Source organism: Saccharothrix hoggarensis (genome assembly GCF_052936025.1).
Map to the genome: position 1 here is coordinate 5,153,988 of NZ_CP193624.1, position 17,799 is coordinate 5,171,786.

Genomic DNA, 17,799 nt, shown 5'->3' on the forward strand with positions numbered 1-17,799 from the left:
ACCGCCTACCGACCGGCCTCCGCGACCAGCACCGTGACGGTCCGGTTGCGCGGCTGCTCGGCCGGCGGGTGCGGCGCGTCGGACTGGTCGGCGCTGGCCACGGCGAACGAGGTCAGGGGCAGGCCGGACGCCGCCGCGACCACCTCGGCCGCCTCGGCGGCGCGCGCCAGGGCCACCTCCGAGCCGCCCGCGGCGGCTTCGCCGGGCACGGCGGCGGTGTGGCCGAGGACGGTCACCCGGACGTCCCGGCCGGTCAGCGCGGCAGCCCACCGGGCAAGGGCCTCACGGCCCGCCGGGGTCGGCACGGTGGCGTCGGGGGCGAACAGCCCCTCGGCGAACGCCACCCGGACGTCAGCGGCACGGCGCTCGACGACGACGCCCGGAGCGGCCAGCGCGGCGGCCAGGGCGTCCAGCCGCAGGGACACCGGGTCGGGCGTCGACGTGGACGGCTCCACCCGCGTCACCGGCGGCGGGGTCCGGTCCGCCACCTCGGACGGCAGCACCGCCGCGGACGGCAGGACCGCCACGGCCACGGCCGCGCCGACCACCGCGACGGACACCGCCACCCCCGTCAGCGGCACCGGACGTCGCCGCCGCCTGCCCGCCGTGATCCGCGCGACCAGCGCGCACCCGGCGAGCGCGGCGGCGTCGTCCGGGCGCTGCTCCAGCACCCGCCGCCAGGCGGCCTCGGCGGCGGCGTACTCGCCGCGCTGGGCGTGCACGCGCGCCGCCAGGTCGAGCCGCCCCGGGTGGTCGGCGGGCACGCCGTCCAGCGCGGCGAGGGCGGCCGCGTGGTCACCGGCACGGGCCCGGTCCGCCGCCTCCGCCAGCCGGACCTCGTGCGCCAGCGCGTCGACCGGCCCGGTCATCCCCGACCACCGAACCCGCGCTCACGGCGCACGCCGCCGGTGGCCGGGTCGGCGGCGGTCGCGGGCAGCAACGCGCGCAACCGCTGGTTCACCTCGGCCAACGTGCTCGCGTCGCCGGTCATCAGCGCCCGCTCGCCCCGGTCGATCAACGTCCTGGCCTGGTGCGGCGAGGACATCTGGTGCTCGTTCGCCCGGAAGTAGTGGAACACGGTGACGTCGAGGCTCCCGTCCCGGCGCAGCAGCACCAGTTCCAGGTCCAGCGCCCGGTTCACGACCCGTTCCGCCGCGTCCGCGTCCTCCTCGGCCCTGGCCTGCCCGGCGCGCCGTTCGAGGTCGGCCAGCTCCACCAGGTCGTCGGGCGTGCCGACGCGGTCGACCAGCTCCCGGCACACCTCCACGGCCTCGCTCATGTCGGCGAGCACCCTCGGCAGCCGCACGTCGGACTCGATGTCGTCCAGCACCGCCTGGATGGTGCGCAGCTTGTCGTCGGCGGACGCCGCGGAGCCGGGGTCGCCGGACGCGGCCGAGACCTCGGACGCCGCCTGCGCGAGCAGCCGTTCCTCGTCGAGCCGCGCGAACCGGGCCAGCGCCCGCTCCGACAGGGACCGCTCGGCGGACGCCCGCAGCTCCTCCGCGCGCCGCTCGACCTCCGCGAGCACGTCCCGCAGCGCCGCGACCGACGGCGCCCGGACCGCGTTCAGGTCGATGATGGCCTCGAACTGCTCGTCCACCACGGGAACGTCGGCGACGACCGTGACGAGCCGCGACTCGTCCACCTCGAAGAGGATGTCCACCTTCGTGCCCTCGGGCAGGTCGAGGCGCACGTCCCGGGGCCGGATCTCGATCACGGCGACCTGCTGGTTGCGGTTCGCGCGTTGCCGTTCGCCCTCCACGATCGGGATGCTGATCACCGCGTCGGCGTCCGTGCGACGCAGCGGGACCGTCGTCCGGAACGCCTCCCTGGCCTTCGCGGGCAACCGCGTGCCCTTGGCCAGCATCTGCGCGAGCACGCCGTCCGCCTGCGCCAGCCCGAGGCCGTTGGTGAGCACCTCGCCGCCCGGCTCGTTCACCCACCGGTCGATCGTGAAGTCGGCGGGCGTGACGCGCTCCACCCGCCCGTGCGGGCCGGTCAGCAGCACGGTGAACGTGGTGGCGCCCAGCTCGGCCAACGACACCTCGGCGACGAACGCGCCCTGCGCGTCCAACGGCATCTTCGGGCTGCGGAACATGGACGTCGCGCGTTGGGCCACCAGCTCGACCCGGTACCCGGTCCAGTCCACAGTGGACGACGGGGAGCCGAACCGGCCGCCCACGGGCACCTCGGTCAGGCTCGTGGTGCGCGGGTAGGTCAGCTCGACGGAGAACTCGCCGGCGAGCGGCACGGGCGTCGGCCGCTCCATCGCCAGCGTTCCCGCGAACACCGCCGCTCCCCTGGCCACCACCGTCGTCGGGTCCTGGCTGTGGTCGAGCGCGATGCCCAGCCCCAGCTCCGGATCGGCCAGCCTGGCCCGCAGCGACGGCGCCAGCGTCGTGCCGCCGACCAGCAGCAGCCGGTCGATGTCGGCCGCTCCGAGGTTGGCCTTGGCCAGCGCGTCCCGGCACAGGTTCACCGCCCGCGCGTAGAACGGCTCGGCCAGCGCCTCCACCACGTCCCGGCGCAGCACGTGGTCGAACTGCTTCTCGCGGCGGTCGGCCAGCTGGAGGTCCACCGACACGTCGACCTCGTCCTGGCGGGACAGGGCGATCTTCGCCTGCTCCGCGGCCTGCTTCAGCTTCATGAAGTTCGTCGCCCACCGCCGGTTGCCGCGGGTGAAGTCGGCCAGTCCCAGCTCGCGGGCGGCGGCCGGGGCCAGCACGCGCTCCACGATCGCCCAGTCGATCAGCTTGCCGCCCATGTGCGGGTCGCCGGCGTGGTCGAGGACGCGCAGCTCGCCCTCGTAGGTGCTCACGATGGCCGCGTCGAACGTGCCGCCGCCGAAGTCGAACACCATCCAGTACGCCTCGGTGGTCTGGTGCTGGAAGCCGTAGGCGAACGCGGCCGCGGTCGGTTCCTGCAGCAGCGGGCACGCGCGGAAGCCCGCGAGCGCGGCGGCCTCGCTGGTGGCGTTGTTCTGGTGCAGCCGGAACGCCGCGGGCACCGTGATCACCGCGGCCTCGGGCGGCGCGCCCAGGCGTTCGGTCACGTCGGCGCGCAGCGACTTGAGCACCTCCGCGGACAGCTGCGACGGCGTCAGCTCCACGCCCGCCGCGGGGAACCGGCGGACGGCGCCCTCCAGGCCCATCTCCAGCTTGAACTCCATGTGGACGTTGTCCACGTCCCGCATCGCCTCGATGCGGGCGGCGGTGCCGACCCGCACCACGCGGCGCTCGTTGATCCACACCGCGGACGGCGTGTAGTCCCACTGGTCGATGCTCTTGAACACGGTGACCTGCCCGTCGACGAGCCGGGCGATCGCGCTGTTGGTCGTGCCGAGGTCGATGCCGAAGTCGATGGTGTCGCTCATGACCTTCCTCCCCCTGTCTCGGGGCAGCCGACGACGACCTGCCCCCTCTGGATGCGCCGGTCACCGAGGTAGACCGACGGTCGGACCGTTTCCACCACCACGTCCCTGGTCAGCGCCGGGTCCTCGGCGAAGGCCAGCACGTCCAGCAGGAGGTCCGGGTGGAACGCCAGGCCGTCGTGGTCCTGGATCACCACACCGGCCCGGTCCAGCGCCTCCTGCGCCGACGTCAGGAGCCGGGCGACCTGCCTGCCCTCGCGGGACGCGTCCACGCCCGCCTTGGCGATCTTGCGTCGAGCGCGCCACAGGTTGGTCGCCGCCTCGGCGAGCCCGGACTCGGCCGGCCCCGGCTCGGCGGTGCCGGGCTCGGTGGGGCCAAGCTGCGCCGTCTGGGACTCGACGGTCTGGGACTCGGCGGTGCCGGGCTGCGCGGTCTGGGACTGGACCGTCCCGGGCTCGGCGGCCCTGGGATCGGCGGCCCTGGGATCGGCGGTTCCCGACTCCACCGGCGACGGCTCGGCCGGCCCCGGCTCGGGGCGGTCGGCGAGGGCGGTCGTCACGGCGGTGACGAACGCGGTCAGCCGGGCCCGGTCGTCGGCGTGCCAGGCCGGTTCGGCGATCCGGAACGGCCGGTGGTGGCGTCGTTGCCGCGCCTCGGCCCGCCACCGCCGCCACGCGCGGCTCATCGGGCGTCACTCCGCTCGGCGGCGTTGCGGCAGACGCGCGAGGTGACGAGCCAGGTGACGAGGTAGGCGCCCGCCGTGAGCCCCACCGTCGCCGGCCCGACGAGCGCGGACGCGCCGACCAGGGCGCCGAGGCCCGCGAGCACCAGCAGCACGCCCGCCGCCTTCGGCCACTGCATCGGACCGCCGAGGAACCACCGCCGACGCACCTCGACCGAGGCGAGGCCCGCCTGCATCCCCACCGTGATCACGACGAGGAAGAGTGGCCAGTCCCCGATGGTCGGCGACACGAGCAACACCGCCACCAACGCCACGTGCAGCAGGAAAACGGCCGCGCCGGCGAGGTACCCCGATCGACGGGACGTGTCAGGCCGGGCCAGGCGGGCTCGGGTCGCGCGGATCTCGCGCAGCCGTTCGTCGATCTCCCGCACCACGGCGGGATCGCCGGTGGCCCGGCGCATCCGCACCAGGACGCCGGCCGCGCTCAGCCACGCGTCCCGCGCGACCAGCCGGTCGACCTCGGCGAACCGCCCGTCGGCGCGCCGGGAACCGCCGGACGCGCGCGAGGGCTGCTTCCTCGACCGCGCCGGGGTCGGCGGCGTCCGGGCGGTGAGGCCGGCCAGGACCGTGTGGTACGTCAGGTTGGCGTGCACCTTCTCCTTGGTGACCGCGTCCACGGCCAGCCGCTCGGCCTCGGCCAGCAGAGCCGTCACGCGCAGCACGTCGGGCCGTCCCCCGTCCGCGATGGCCAGCGCGCAGTTGTTCAGCAGCACCGCGGCCTGTTCCCGCAGCCGGGCCGATCCGGGGTTCTGCCGGTGCGGCAGCGCCAGTTCGAGCTGTCGCGCCAACGCGGGCAGCTCCTCCTGTGCCCGCCGGCCCAGCACGCCGAGGTCGCGGCGGTCCAGCAGCTCGGTGAACTCGCGGAGCAGCGCCTTCATCCGGTCGACCAGCGGCTGGGAGGCGAGGACCACCGCGTCGGCGACGACGTCGGCGTCCAACCGCCACTCCCGCAGCAGCTCCACCAGCACGACGTCGCGGTGGGTGGACGCGAGGGCGACCTGCGGGTTCAGCAGCGCCCGCCCGAACGCCGAGCGGAGACCGTCCACTGTGGACGAGTCGATGGACCGGTCAGCCAACCTGCGCACGCGGGCGCGCACGTGCGACCAGAACCCGGTGTGGCTCAACGCCGACTGCCACGCCTGCGCGGCCTCCCGCCACATCCGCCGGCGCTTGCCGTCGCCGATCGGGTCGGGCGCGGCCTCCAGGTCGAGGACGGCGGCGTGCGCGCGCACCGCGTCGTCGTGCAGCCGGTGCACGACCTCGGGGCACCCGCACTCCCCCGGCTCCCCCCACCACCAGAACAGCTCGTCCACCAGCCGGTGCGCGGTGCGGCCCAGCTCGTCGAACGCCGTCCGCACCTGGTCCGCGTCCGGGTCCGCCGGCAGCGGCAGCCGGTCGTCCCGGTGCGGCCGCGCGCCGAGCAGGTCGCCGACGCCCACCGACAGCTGGCGGCGCGCCCGCACCTCGCGCGGCGACGCGTCGGTCGCCAACCCGGTGACGCGGAACGGGTTGCGGCGGTACAGGTCCGGCCCCGCCACGTCCAGCAGCCGCGTCACCGCGGCCTTCGCGCGGTCGGCGCCGGCGGCACCGCGCTCTGACAGTCCCATCAGCCCTCCCACGTCCGTTCTCCGCTTCCCCGCCACCACTTCGGTCACGTCACCGACCGTAGTGACGGCGGGTGCGCGCGAGGGGCCGGTGGCAGCTTCCGGCCGCGCCAAGGGGAACGGCGGTCGTGGTCTGCGAGCTTTGCCCCGTGACGCGAGGGAACGGGGAACGGGCATGACACCATCCACTGTGGACGGAAAGCTGGTGGCGGCACTCGTCGCCGCGCTCGCCGCCTCGGGTTGCGCCACCGTGTCCGGCACGGCCGTGCCCGCGAGCACCCTGGTGGCCGCGAGCACCCCGGTGGCCGCGAGCACCCCGGCGCGCACCCCCGTGCCGAGCAGCACCTCGGCCACGACGACCACCACCGCGACGCCCACGGCCGCGGACGGCGCGGACTACGCCGCCTGCGCCGACGGGATCTGCGAGGTGGCGGTGTCCGGCCCGGTCGACATCACGTGGGGCGGTTCCGCCGGGTCCGGGACGTTCTCCGTGCGGGAGGTGCTGCCGGACGGCGTCGAGTTCGACGCCACCCTGCCCGTGGGCGGCGGCAGCGGCACCCTGAAAGGCAGCTGCACCACGCTGTTCGTCGCCGGCGGCGGCGGCATGCTGTGCCCCGCCGAGCCCGGCGAGCCGCCGCAGCCGCGCGTCGGCGTGTTCGCCGTCCAGCTCGCCGGGGTCGGCGGCGGCACGGCGGTCCTGCGGCTCGTCAGCGGATGACGTCGACCCGGCGCCGGTCAGCCGATGCGGTACCCGACCTCGCGCACGGTCTGGATCAGCGGCGGCTGGTGCAGCTTGCGCCGCAGCTGCGCCACCATCACGTCCAGCACGTTCGTCGCCGGCCGCGCGAACTCGTCGTCCCACGCGTGCGCGATCAGGTCCGCCCGGCTCACCGCCCGGCCCGCGTTGGCCAGCAGCAGCTCCAGCACCAGGTACTGCCGACGCGTCAACGTGAGCAGCACCCCGCCCCGGCGCACCTCGCGCGTGGCGGAGTCCAGCTCCACGTCCGCGTACCGCAGCACGGCGGGCCGGTCGACCTCCCGGATGTGGCACAGCCGGCGCACCCGCACCACCAGCTCCTCCGCCGCGAACGGCTTCACCAGGTAGTCGTCGCCGACCTCCAGGCCGTCCACCCGGTCGCCGATGCCGCCCAGCGCGGTGAGGAACAGCACCGGCACCCGCAGACCGGCCCGGCGGCGGTGCCGGACGTAGTCCAGCGCGTCACCGCCGGGAACCTTGCGGTCCAGCACCGCGCAGTCGTAGGAGTTGACCGACAGCGCCTCGTCCGCGGCGGCCAGGTCGGTCACCGGGTCGACGGCGAAACCCGCGCCGCGCAGCGTGATCGCCACCGTGAGGAGCAGGGTCTCGTCGTCCTCCATCACCAGGATGCGCACCGCACCACCGTAGCCATGCCCCGCGGCCCCGTGCCGCACTTCCGGGTCACCCGGCGCGCTGGAGCAGCCAGCCGCGGTCGGCGGCCTTCGCCCCCGCCTGGAACCGGCTGCGCGCGCCGAGGCGGTTCATGATGTCCGCGACCATCCGCCGCACCGTGCGCACGGACACGTCCAGCCGCGCCGCGGCGCTCTCGTCCGTGCTGCCCGCGAACAGCAGCGTCAGGAGCTCCCGCTCCCGGCGCGACAGCTCGCACGGCGCGTCGGACACGTCGAACGCGGCCACCGCCTCCGGCCACAGCCGCTCGAACAGCTCCACCGCCGCCCGCACCACGCTGGGCAGCCGGAACACGGCCACGCCCCGTTCGGCGGGCAGCACGGCCGCGACACCGTCCACCACCACGGCATCCATCGGCACGTGCGGCAGCGTCCGGACCTGCGCGGGCGCGAGGCCGGGCGCGGCGGACCGCAGCTCGTCCGGCAGCAGCACGCGGTACCGCACGCCGCGCCGCAGGTTCGCGAGGTCGACCCGGCGCAGGGACGTCCCGCCGGCGGCCATCACGACGACCTCGGCGCGGGCCTGCGCCAGCAGCGCGTCGACCCCGGTCGGGAGCAGCGACGGCGGTTTCACCACCGACAGCGGTTTCGTCACAGAACACCTCCGATGAGCAGCGAGGCGGCGACGCCCCGGGAGTGCAGTCCGTCCAGTCGTTCCAGCGGCACGTGCGCGGTGATCACGCCGACCGCCGCGTCCACCGCCGCCTCGGTGGCGCCCGCGACGCGCAGCACGGCGTCCGCGCCGTCGCCCAGCGCCACGGTCACCGCGACCCCCGGCGCGGCGGTGATCAGCCAGTCCAGTGCGGTGCGGGCCGTCGCGCCGGGCAGCCGGAAGCAGGCCTGCGCGACGGGTCCGCTGTGCCAGAAGCGCCAGCCCTCGCGGACCTCGCGGTCACCGGTGACGTGCGCGAGGGCGGTGATCGTGGCGACCAGCTCGTCGGCGGCGAGCGGGTCGGCGGCCACGGCTCGCCGCCGCAGCTCCCGCAGCGCGCGGCGGGTCGAGTTGCCGAGCACCCGCACCAGCTCGTCGTCGTGCCACAGCTCCGGGGTGCGGCGCGCGTGCACCGCCACCCAGGCGCGGGGGCGGCGGATCTGCCCGCGGCCCGCGTGCACCACGATCCGCAGGTCGGGGCCGGTCAGCCCGGCGAGCGCCTTGGGTGACGCGATCCGGGGCCGCAGCACGGAAACCACCCCTCCGGGCCCGTGCACGCGGTCGCCGTCGACCCACGCGCCGGGGGCGACGACGTCCAGCAGCGCACCGCGCCGACGTCGCCGCACCCGGAACGCCAGGTACCGGCCGCACCACTCCGACAACCACCGCCGACGCCACCGCCCCACCGAGAGCACCAGCACGACCGCCGACGACGTCCACAGCGCCGCCGCGACGGGCCACGGCTCGCCGACGCCGACCAGCGCGGCCGGCACGGTCAGCTGCGCGCAGACGAACCGGATCGCAAGCCCACCCGACCCCGACCCGCCCGACGCAGGCCCGCCCAACGCGGCCCCGTCCAACGCCGCACCCGCCATCACGCCGCCACCTCCCGCCGTGCCCGGACCAGTTCCGGACCGGGCTCCACGCCCAGCTCGGCGGCCAGCAGGGCGCACGCGCGCCGGTACTCCGACAGGGCGTTGGCCCGACGTCCGGCCGTGTGCAGCGCCCGCACGAGCCGCGCCCAGGTGTCCTCGCGCATCGGGTCCTCGGCGGTCAGCGCGCGCAGCACCCCGATCGCGTCGCCGTGCCGCCCCAACGCCGTGTACGCGTCCGCCAACCGCTCCCGCAGGTCCCACCGCAGCTCGTGCAGCCGGGCCGCGGAAGGCGCGGCCGTCTCCGACCTCAACTCCTCGAACGGCCTGCCGCGCCACAGGTCCAGCGCGCAGGTCAGGTGGGTGACGGCGTCGGCGGGTGACGCGTGCGCGGACCGGTCCAGCAGCGACCGGGCCACGTCGGCGTCCAGCTCGCCCCGCTCGACGCGCAGGCGGTAGGCGCGCGGCCGGGCGTCGATCCGGCCCGGCGGCAACGCCCGCCGCAGCTGCCAGACGTACGTGCGCACGTTGCGGTCCGCCGACGCGGGGACGGCCTGTTCCTGCCAGATCTCGTCGATCAGCTCGTCTAGGCTCACCCACGCGTTAGCGTGCAGGAGCAGTGCGGCCAGGAGGGTGGCGGGCTTGCGGGGGCCGGCTTGCGGGCCGAGGACTCGGAAGATCACACCGGCAACGATCCGTCACGACACATGAGGTTTTGATGACATGCGGGTGATGGTGGTGGAGGACGACGAGAACCTGCGGGTGGCGGTCGCCGGCGCCCTGCGCGGAGCCGGGCTGGACGTCCACACCGCGCCGGACATCGCCACCGCCGGCCGGGCGTTCGCCGAGCACGGCTACGCGTGCGTCGTGTACGACCGGATGCTGCCCGACGGCGACGCCATCGAGGACGTCCAGCGGCGGCGCGGCCTCGGGTGGACGACACCCGTCCTGTTCCTCACCGCCCGCGACACCGTGGACGACCGGGTCGCGGGCTTCGCCCACGGCGGCGACGACTACCTGGTCAAGCCGTTCGCCGTCGAGGAGCTGGTGGCCCGCGTGCTCCGGCTGTGCCGCCCGACCGGCGCGGCCCGGCCGGCGGTGCTGCGCCACGGCGACCTGGAGGTGGACCCGATCCGGCACGAGGTGCGGCGCGGCGGGGTGCTGCTCACGTTGTCCGCCAGGGAGTTCGCGGTGCTGGAGTACCTGGCGTCGCGCGCCGGGCAGGTCGTCACCCGGACGGACCTGATCGAGCACTGCTGGGACGCCGGGTCCGACCCGGTGGCCAACGTGGTCGAGGCCGTGGTGAAGCGGTTGCGGCGCAAGCTGCACGGCCCGGACCTGATCCACACCGTGCACGGCCACGGCTACCGCCTGGGCACGTCGTGAGCGGCGGCGGGTCCACCACACCGGGCGGCCGGGCGCGGCTGAGCGGGTCGGCGGCGCGGCTGCGCTCGTTGCGGCTGCTGCTCACCGTCCTGTTCACGGCGATGAACACGGCCGGGCTGCTGGTGCTCGCCGTGCTGGTGCTGCGGGAGGACCGCGACCAGGGCATCGACGAGCTGGACGCCGAGCTGCACCGGGTCACGGCGGTGGTGAGCCGGTTGATCCGGTACGAGGACTCGCTGGTCACCGCCGACCTGGTGCTGGACCCGGTGAACCGGGAATGCCCGCGGTTCGCGGTCCTGCCCGGCGGCGCGGACCGCGAGTTCCGCGGCCACCTGAGCGAGAAGTCGTGCGTCGACGCGGACCTGACCGTGCTCAGCGGGTTGGCCGCGAAGGCCGTCGCCGAGGGCACGGTGACGGGTCCGGTCGGCGACCTGCGGGTGCGGGCCGAGCCGCTGCGCACGCCGGAGGGCGAGGTGATCGGCGCGATCGTCGCGGTGCACGACCTCGGCCCGACGCGCGCCGAGCACCAGGCGACGGTGTGGCGGGTGGTGGGCGGCTGCCTGGTCCTGGTGGTCGCGCTCGGCCTCGCCGGGCACGTGCTGGCGGGACGCGCGATCCGGCCGGCGGCGGCGGCGTTGGAACAGCAGGAGGTGCTGCTCGCCGAGACCGCGCACGACCTGCGGACACCGGTGGCGGCGCTGCGGATGCTCGCCGAGACCGCGATGCAGCACCCCGACCAGCAGGCGGAGCTGCTGCCGCGCACGGTGGGCCTCGCGGCCCGGATGGGCGGCATCATCGACGGGCTGCTGGTGCGGGCCCGGCTGGCGGCGGGCGTCGAGCAGCTGGCGATCCAACCCGTGTGGCTGGACCAGCTCGTGGCCGGCGTCGTCGAGGACACGCCCGCGCCGGACACGCGGGTCACCGTCACGGCCGCGCCCACGATCGTGCGCGCCGACCCGAGCCTCCTGCACCGCGCCGTCGGCAACCTGCTGGCCAACGCCCTGCGGCACGGTCGGCGCGCGGACGGCGAGGCGATCGTGCACATCACCGTCGCCGACGGCCGGGTCACCGTGGCGGACAACGGTCCGGGCATCGACCCGGAGGCGGCCGAGCGGGCGTTCGACCGGTTCACCGGCTCCGGCGCGTCGTCGGGGCTGGGCCTGTCGATCGTGCGGTGGGTGGCCCTCGCGCACGGCGGCACGCTGCGGGTGTTCAACGCCGACGAGGGCGGCGCGATCTTCGAGCTGAGCCTGCCGGTCAGCGGACCGTGAACGTCTCCCACGGGCGCAGGCCGGTCCACGGCGAGCGGTCGTCCATGCGGTACGCGAGGTAGTAGTTGTACTCGCCGGGCACGTCGAAGACGCGCTGGAGGCTGATCTCCTGCTCGGTCGTGCCGACCTCGTGGTCGCGCAGCTCGGGGAAGTGGTGCGAGTCGCCCGTGCCGAGGTGCACGGCCTCCACGGTCAACCCGCTCGGCGTCACCGGCCGGTCGGCGGCGAGTGTGATGTGCACCACAACTTCCTGCCCCGCCTTGGGCAACGCCGGCTCCAGTCGCAGGGACGCGACGAGCGTCGGTGACGTGGGCAGCCCGGCGAGTGGCACGTCGCGCTCGCCGCTCAGGGCGAGCGTGAGGACGAGCACCGCGACCACCATCGGCGCGCCGAGCAGCAGCAGGAACCGCGGACGAGTCAAGACGTGGACCGTTTCTGTATCGGGTGCCATACGCTACGTGATTGCAGACTAGGGGGTCTCAGACATGGGAATCACCGCGAGATGGCGGGGCCGCGTGCCGGTGGCCCTGCTCACCGCCGGGTGCGTCGCCGTCGTCGGTCTCGCCGTGGGAGGCGCGGCCGGCACGCCGAAGCTGGAACTGCTGCAGTCCGGGCACTGGGTGCTGAACTCCCACCTGGGCAAGGTGTTCCACATCGACGGCGAGACCAACCAGGTCAACGCCGAGGTCGCGATGCCGGGGGCCGACCGGGGCAGCCTGGTGGTGCAGAGCGACACCAGCGGCTACGTCGTGGGCCGCGGCAAGTACACCGAGTTCGGCAAGTCGACGCTGCGGGTCGAGGGGACGACCGCCGCGCCGACCGACCGGGAGACGCCGGTGGTGCTGGAGGTCGCGGGCGGCGCGTACCTCGTCTACCGCGAGGCGGGCCAGGTCGTCCGGCTCGGCGAGGACCGCGCGCACGTCCCGATCAACCAGAAGCTCGGCAACCCCGTCGTCACCGGCGACGGCACGCTGTGGCTGCACGCCACCGAGACCGGGAACCTGTGCCAGCTGCCCAAGGGCACCACCACGCCGTCGTGCCCGGCCGCGGTGCCGGCGGGCCACTCGGGCGGGTTGACGGTCGTCGGCGACCAGCCGGTCTTCGTCGACACGACGGCCGACACCATGCAGCTGGTCACCCCGGGCGGCCTCGGCCGGCTGAAGGAACTCTCCACGAAGCTCCCGGACACCACGAAGGTCGGCGCGGCCGACGTCACCGGTCGCGTGCCGCTGCTCGACCCGGCGGGCACGCTCTACCTGGTCGACACGGCGGACGTGGTCGGCGAGCGGCCCGCCGCGCGGGACGTCGTGGTGCGGCTCGCGCCGGGCGAGTACACCGGCCCCGAGTCCACCGGCTCCACCGTGGCGATCCTCGACCAGCGCGGCGGCACGCTGCTCACCTACGACAGCTCCGGCACCAAGCGGGAGTCGACGCCGGTGCCCGTCGAGGCCGGCGAGCCGCGCCTCACGAAGGGCGAGGACAAGCGCGTCTACGTCGAGGGCGGCGAAGGCCGCAACGTGCTCGTCGTCGCGCCGGAGGGCACGGTGACGCGGGTCCCGGTCGACGGCACCCGGATCGGCGGCTCCCGGACGCCGGAACCGCCGCCGTCCGAGACCACGACCACCACCCCGACGCAGGCGCCTCCGGTCGTCCCGCAGCCGACCGAGAACCCGCTGCCGCAACCACAACCACAACCTCAGCCGCAACCCCAGCCGAAGCCGCGGACGCAGGCGCCCGTGCCGCCGGTCGTCGTCCCGGCGAGCCCGCCCGGCGCACCCGCCGGCCTCACCGCGACCCCCGGCAGCGGCCAGGTCGCCCTCGCCTGGGGCGCGGCCGCCGCGAACGGCGCGCCGGTCACCGCCTACCGGATCTCGTGGAACGGCGGCGGCACGACCGTGGCGGGCGGCCAGACCGGCTTCACCGCGACGGGACTGGCCAACGGCACGACGTACACGTTCACCGTGGTCGCGGAGAACTCGGCCGGCGCGGGTCCGGGCGCCACGGCGAGCGCCACGCCGAGCCAGCCGCCGACGATCACGATCTCGCGCGGCCGGACGGAAACCCTGAACGACGACTGCCGGGCGCCGGACTGCTCGCTGATCGTGATCGAGATGCGCGGTTTCGCGCCGAACACGGAGTACGAGATCGTGCCGCACTCGACCAGGTGGCCCGCCTTCAACTCCCACACCTCCCGCAGCGACGCCTCGGGGAACGTCACCACCGAGCGGTTCCACTTCGGCGGTGTGGGCCAGGAGGTCTGGGTCATCGCGGGCGGCGTCGTCTCGAACCGCCTGTACTGGGAGGACCGTTGACAGCCCCGAAGTCGACCCTGGCGTACCGGGCGATCGCCGACAACGTGCAACGCGTGGTGCGCGGCAAGCCCGAGGTGGTGCGGTACGCCGTGGCGGCGATGCTGGCCGAGGGGCACCTGCTCGTCGAGGACGTGCCGGGCCTGGGCAAGACCACCCTGGCCCGGTGCCTCGCGCGCAGCATCGGCGGCACGTGGAGCCGCATCCAGTTCACCCCGGACCTGCTGCCCGGCGACGTCACCGGCGTGACCGTGTACCACCAGAAGACCGAGCGGTTCGAGTTCCACCCCGGCGGCGTGTTCGCCAACGTGGTGCTCGCCGACGAGATCAACCGCGGCACGCCGAAGACGCAGTCGGCGCTGCTGGAGGTGATGTCGGAGCGGCGGGTCACGGTCGACTCGACGGCGCACGACGTGCCGCACCCGTTCCTGGTCGTGGCCACGCAGAACCCGATCGAGATGGAGGGCACCTACCGGCTGCCCGAGGCCCAGCTCGACCGGTTCCTGATGCGGCTGTCGGTCGGCTACCCCGACCTGGCCGCGGAGGTGCTGGTGGTCATGAGCGACGCCGCGCGGGTCAGCCCGGACGGCTTGGAGCCGGTGATCGGCGTGGCCGACCTGCGGGACGCGATCACCGAGGTCCGCGGCTCGCACATCGCGCCCGCGATCTGCGAGTACGCGGTCCGGATCGCGGCGGCGACCCGCGAGCACTCGGCCGTCCGGTGGGGCGCGAGCCCGCGCGGCAGCATCGCCCTGGTGCGCGCCGCGCAGGCGTTGGCGGCGACCGACGGGCGGCTGTTCGTCACGCCCGACGACATCAAGGCCGTGGCCGAGCCGGTCCTGGCGCACCGGATCGTGCTGACGCCCGACGCGGAGCTGAACCAGAAGCAGCCGGCCGAGGTCGTCGCGGAGGTGCTCGGCTCCGTCGCGGCACCGCTCACGGCGGGCTGACCGGTGCGGTTGACCGGACGCGGCGTCGCCGTGCTCGTCGTGGCCGCGGTGTGCGGCGCGGGCGGGTTCCTGGCCGGCTTCCCGCTGTTCCAGGCGTTGGCCGGGTTGATGGTGGGCGCGGTCGTCGCGGCGTTCCCGGTGGCCGCCCGCCGGCCGCCCGTCGACGTGCGGCGGGACGTCTTCCCGGACCGGGTCGAGCGGGGCAGGCCCGCGCTGGCCCGGCTGGCGGTCCGCAACGCGGGCGGCGGCTTCACCGCGCGGGACCGGTGCGGCGCGCACGTGCGCCGCGTCGTCGTGCGGACCGACGCGGTGCACCGCTACGAACTTCCGACGACGGACCGGGGCAAGCACACCGTGGGACCGCTGGCGATCGAGCGCGCCGACCCGCTCGGCCTGGTGCGCAACCTCGTGGACACGGGCGACACGGTGACGTTGTGGGTGCACCCCCGGTTGCACCCGGCACGGCCGTTCAAGGCGGGCTACCGCCGGCACCACCACGACGGTCCGACCACCGACCGGTCGCCGCGCGGTTCGCTGGACCTGCGGGAGGTGCGCGAGTACGTGCCCGGCGACGAGGTGCGCCTGGTGCACTGGAAGGCGACCGCGCGAACGGGCCGGCTGATGGTGCGCGACTACGCCGACCCCGACCAGCCGCGGTTCACGCTGGTGCTGGACACGCGGCACGCCAGGGCGTTCGAGGAGGCCGTGGAGATCGCCGCGTCGCTGCTGCACGCCGCCGTGGTCTCCGGGCGGCACGGCAGGCTGATCACGCCGTGCGGCGTGGACGTGACGGCGCGGGGCGGCGTGCTCGGCGCGCGACGGTTGCTGGACGAGCTCTGCGTGGTGCGGGTGCGGCCGGAGGCCACGTTGCCGACCCGTCCGCCGGGCGGGCTCGCGGTGGTGACGGCGGGTCCGCTCGACTCGATCGCGCCGCTGCGGCCGGACCTGGTGTTCTCGCTCGGCGGCCCCGGCGAGGTCGTCGGGGCGAAGGTGATCTGGGCGCCGGACGCGGAACGCGCCGTGCGGCGGTGGAACGAGGCCGTCGGGTGACCCGGATCGCGATCACCGGAGAGGGTGCCGAACGATGATCACCGCCGCGCCGCCGAAGCACGCTGTGCCCGCGGGCCCTGGTGCCACCGGGCCTGCTGCCGCCGGGTCGGCTCTTGCCGGGTCGGCGGGTCCCGCCGGTGGTTCGCCCGCGCACCCGGCACCGGTCGTCGCCGTGGTCGTGGCGGCGGTGGTCGCGGGCCTGCTCTTCGTCCCCGTGTTCGGGTTCTCCCTGCTGCTGCCGGTGGTCGCGACGGCGTTGCCGGCGCTGGGAGTGGCGGTGTGGCTGCGCGCCCGCGAGCGTGACGCGTGGCGTGCCGTGGCGGTGGTCGTCGCGGGGTTGGCGGGGCTGTTGGTGGCGCTGCGCCCGGCCGATCCGCTCGGCACGCTGGTGACCGGCGCGACCGAGTCGTGGCGGCTGGTGCTCCAGTCGACGTGGCCCGCCCGCCCCGATCCGGAGCTGCTCGCCTTCGTGCCGCTGCTGGTGCTGGCGGCCGCCGTGTTCGGGGCGGAACTGCTGCTGCGGCTGCGCGCGCGGCTCGTGGCGGTGGTGCCCGCGCTGGCCGTGGCGGGGCTGAGCCAGGCCTACGCGGCGGCGACCGGCGTCGTCTCGGTCGTCGCGGCGCTCGCGTTCGCCGCGTGCGGTGCGGTGCTCGTCGCCCGGGGCGTCCCGTGGGTGGCCGTCGCGCTCGGCGTCGTCGGCGCCGTGGTCCTGGGCACCGTGCCGTCGGGCACGCCGTTGTCCTTGCGCACCAACGAGTACGCGCCGCTCGACGTGCCCCGCGTGGCGAGCCCGCTCGGCGAGCTGGCGTCCCGGCTGGCGCAGCCGGACACCCCGGTGTTCGAGTACACGTCGTCCGATCGGGTGGACCGGTGGCCGATCGCGGTGCTCGACCGGTTCGACGGCGTGACCTGGCACCCGGGCGGAGAGCTGAGGCGGATGGGCGCCGGCCTGCCGCCGACCGGGTTGCCGTCCACCGGGCCGGTGCCGGCCGAGCGCTCGGCGCGGATCACGTTGCGCGGCCTGGACGGCCCGTGGCTGCCCAGCCAGACGTGGCCCGCCGCGGTCGACGGCGTCGACGCGCTCGTCGACCCGGAGCGGGGAACGCTGTTCACCCAGCGACCGGCGACCGCGTACACGCTGAGGTGGTGGGAGCCGACCGTCGACGAGGCCGGGTTGCGGGCCAGGGCGATGGACCCGCGGGCGCCGGGCGGCATGGGGTCCGTCGGCGAGGCGCCGCCCGCGGTCCACGCGCTGGCCAAGGACGCGGTGCGGGACATGCGGTCGTCGTTCCAGACCGCGATGGTGCTGGAGAAGTACCTGCGGGACAACTACGAGCTCGTGACCGACGGCGCGATGCCGGTCGGCCACGGCTGGCCGCAGCTGGAGCGGTTCCTGCTCACCGACAAGCGGGGCACCAGCGAGCAGTTCGCCGCCGCGTACGTGGCGCTGGCCCGGTTGCGCGGCATCCCGGCCCGGCTCGTGGTCGGGTTCGCCGCGCCCGAGAGCGGCACGGTGGTGCGCAACCGGGACGCGCTCGCGTGGCCGGAGGTGGCGGTCGAGGGCGTCGGCTGGGTGGCGCTGGACCCGACGGGGTGGACGCGCGGGTCGTCCGACGGGACGGGGCTGGGCGACGTGACCGAGCGGGAGCGGGAGAACCTGCCCCCGGTGGAGGACCTGCCCGATCCCGAGCTGCCGCCGACCGCGCCCGGACCGCCGCCCGGCACCGGGCCGTTCCCGTGGCCGGCGTTGCTCGTGGCGCTCGCCCTGCTCACGATCGGGTGGTTCCTGGCGGCGCCCGTGGTGGTGGCCGTGCGGTCGCGCCGGCGTCGCCGGTCCGGCACGGTCGCCGACGCGTGGGCCGAGGTGCGCGACCGGTTGCGCCGGCACGGTGTGGCGGTGACGGCGGCGATGACCGTGCGAGACGTCGCCGCCGCCGCGCGTCCCGTGGTCGACAGGTCCACTGTGGACGCCCTGGGCGGGCTTGCGGTGGCGGTGGACGCCACGATGTGGTCGGGTGCCGGGGTGGACGCGCGCGCGCAGGCGTGGGCGGCCGTGGACGCGGTCCGTTCGGGGCTGGCGCGCAGGCCGGTCAAGGCACGGCTCCGGGCGCTGTTCCGCTACTGAGAGCGGCGCGGCGGTCGTGCC

Annotated in this window: 16 protein-coding genes; 7 read left to right on the top strand and 9 right to left on the bottom strand. The window is 75.4% G+C overall.

Features of this window, described 5'->3' with window-relative positions; translation table 11 throughout:
* Window positions 1-5 precede the first annotated feature (5 nt).
* From ACRAKH_RS23085 to ACRAKH_RS23100, 4 genes are read right to left on the bottom strand one after another with little or no spacing between them, the layout of a single operon-like run.
* Entirely contained in the window at window positions 6-869 is an 864-nt protein-coding gene (locus ACRAKH_RS23085) for a hypothetical protein (RefSeq protein WP_447009277.1), read from the bottom strand.
* The gene (locus ACRAKH_RS23090) at window positions 866-3,373 is read right to left on the bottom strand and encodes an Hsp70 family protein (protein WP_380729947.1); all 2,508 of its coding nucleotides are present in this window, start codon (window positions 3,371-3,373) and stop codon (window positions 866-868) included. The genes ACRAKH_RS23085 and ACRAKH_RS23090 overlap by 4 nt, the downstream gene beginning before the upstream one ends.
* The gene (locus ACRAKH_RS23095; protein ID WP_447009278.1) at window positions 3,370-4,056 is read right to left on the bottom strand and encodes a hypothetical protein; all 687 of its coding nucleotides are present in this window, start codon (window positions 4,054-4,056) and stop codon (window positions 3,370-3,372) included. Before ACRAKH_RS23095 ends, ACRAKH_RS23090 begins: the two co-directional genes overlap by 4 nt.
* On the bottom strand, window positions 4,053-5,720 hold the full coding sequence (locus ACRAKH_RS23100) for a hypothetical protein (protein ID WP_447009279.1): 1,668 nt from the start codon (window positions 5,718-5,720) through the stop codon (window positions 4,053-4,055). The genes ACRAKH_RS23095 and ACRAKH_RS23100 overlap by 4 nt, the downstream gene beginning before the upstream one ends.
* 172 nt (window positions 5,721-5,892) lie before the next feature.
* Here ACRAKH_RS23100 and ACRAKH_RS23105 point away from each other — a divergent pair, with 172 nt between their 5' ends.
* Window positions 5,893-6,435, top strand: a complete 543-nt coding sequence (locus ACRAKH_RS23105) for a hypothetical protein (RefSeq protein WP_447009280.1) — start codon at window positions 5,893-5,895, stop codon at window positions 6,433-6,435.
* Window positions 6,436-6,452: 17 nt separating this feature from the next.
* Here the strand turns inward: ACRAKH_RS23105 and ACRAKH_RS23110 are convergent, their stop codons facing one another.
* From ACRAKH_RS23110 to ACRAKH_RS23125, 4 genes are read right to left on the bottom strand one after another with little or no spacing between them, the layout of a single operon-like run.
* Window positions 6,453-7,109: a response regulator transcription factor gene (locus ACRAKH_RS23110; protein ID WP_380726830.1), complete on the bottom strand. Its 657-nt coding sequence runs from the start codon at window positions 7,107-7,109 to the stop codon at window positions 6,453-6,455.
* Between the two features lie 46 nt (window positions 7,110-7,155).
* Window positions 7,156-7,758: a helix-turn-helix transcriptional regulator gene (locus ACRAKH_RS23115; protein WP_380726832.1), complete on the bottom strand. Its 603-nt coding sequence runs from the start codon at window positions 7,756-7,758 to the stop codon at window positions 7,156-7,158.
* Complete coding sequence (locus ACRAKH_RS23120; protein ID WP_447009980.1) at window positions 7,755-8,690, bottom strand: type VII secretion protein EccE; 936 nt, start codon at window positions 8,688-8,690, stop codon at window positions 7,755-7,757. Before ACRAKH_RS23120 ends, ACRAKH_RS23115 begins: the two co-directional genes overlap by 4 nt.
* Window positions 8,690-9,370 (bottom strand): AfsR/SARP family transcriptional regulator, encoded by a 681-nt coding sequence (locus ACRAKH_RS23125; RefSeq protein ID WP_380726834.1) that lies wholly within the window; start codon window positions 9,368-9,370, stop codon window positions 8,690-8,692. Before ACRAKH_RS23125 ends, ACRAKH_RS23120 begins: the two co-directional genes overlap by 1 nt.
* A 40-nt stretch (window positions 9,371-9,410) precedes the next feature.
* Between ACRAKH_RS23125 and ACRAKH_RS23130 the strand changes: the two genes are divergently transcribed.
* Window positions 9,411-10,073: a response regulator transcription factor gene (locus ACRAKH_RS23130; RefSeq protein WP_380726836.1), complete on the top strand. Its 663-nt coding sequence runs from the start codon at window positions 9,411-9,413 to the stop codon at window positions 10,071-10,073.
* The gene (locus tag ACRAKH_RS23135) at window positions 10,070-11,344 is read left to right on the top strand and encodes a sensor histidine kinase (RefSeq protein WP_380726838.1); all 1,275 of its coding nucleotides are present in this window, start codon (window positions 10,070-10,072) and stop codon (window positions 11,342-11,344) included. Before ACRAKH_RS23130 ends, ACRAKH_RS23135 begins: the two co-directional genes overlap by 4 nt.
* On the opposite strand, the gene ACRAKH_RS23140 is transcribed toward ACRAKH_RS23135, so the two are convergent.
* A complete protein-coding gene (locus ACRAKH_RS23140) occupies window positions 11,331-11,765 on the bottom strand; it encodes a hypothetical protein (protein ID WP_380726840.1) in 435 nt (144 codons plus the stop codon). The genes ACRAKH_RS23135 and ACRAKH_RS23140 overlap by 14 nt on opposite strands.
* Before the next feature lie 64 nt (window positions 11,766-11,829).
* Between ACRAKH_RS23140 and ACRAKH_RS23145 the strand changes: the two genes are divergently transcribed.
* The 4 genes from ACRAKH_RS23145 to ACRAKH_RS23160 are packed head-to-tail and all read left to right on the top strand — an operon-like array spanning window position 11,830 to window position 17,778.
* On the top strand, window positions 11,830-13,656 hold the full coding sequence (locus ACRAKH_RS23145; RefSeq protein ID WP_447009281.1) for a fibronectin type III domain-containing protein: 1,827 nt from the start codon (window positions 11,830-11,832) through the stop codon (window positions 13,654-13,656).
* Entirely contained in the window at window positions 13,653-14,603 is a 951-nt protein-coding gene (locus tag ACRAKH_RS23150) for an AAA family ATPase (protein WP_380726844.1), read from the top strand. Before ACRAKH_RS23145 ends, ACRAKH_RS23150 begins: the two co-directional genes overlap by 4 nt.
* Before the next feature lie 3 nt (window positions 14,604-14,606).
* Complete coding sequence (locus ACRAKH_RS23155; protein WP_380726846.1) at window positions 14,607-15,653, top strand: DUF58 domain-containing protein; 1,047 nt, start codon at window positions 14,607-14,609, stop codon at window positions 15,651-15,653.
* Between the two features lie 34 nt (window positions 15,654-15,687).
* Window positions 15,688-17,778, top strand: a complete 2,091-nt coding sequence (locus ACRAKH_RS23160; protein ID WP_380726848.1) for a transglutaminaseTgpA domain-containing protein — start codon at window positions 15,688-15,690, stop codon at window positions 17,776-17,778.
* Window positions 17,779-17,799: the final 21 nt, after the last annotated feature.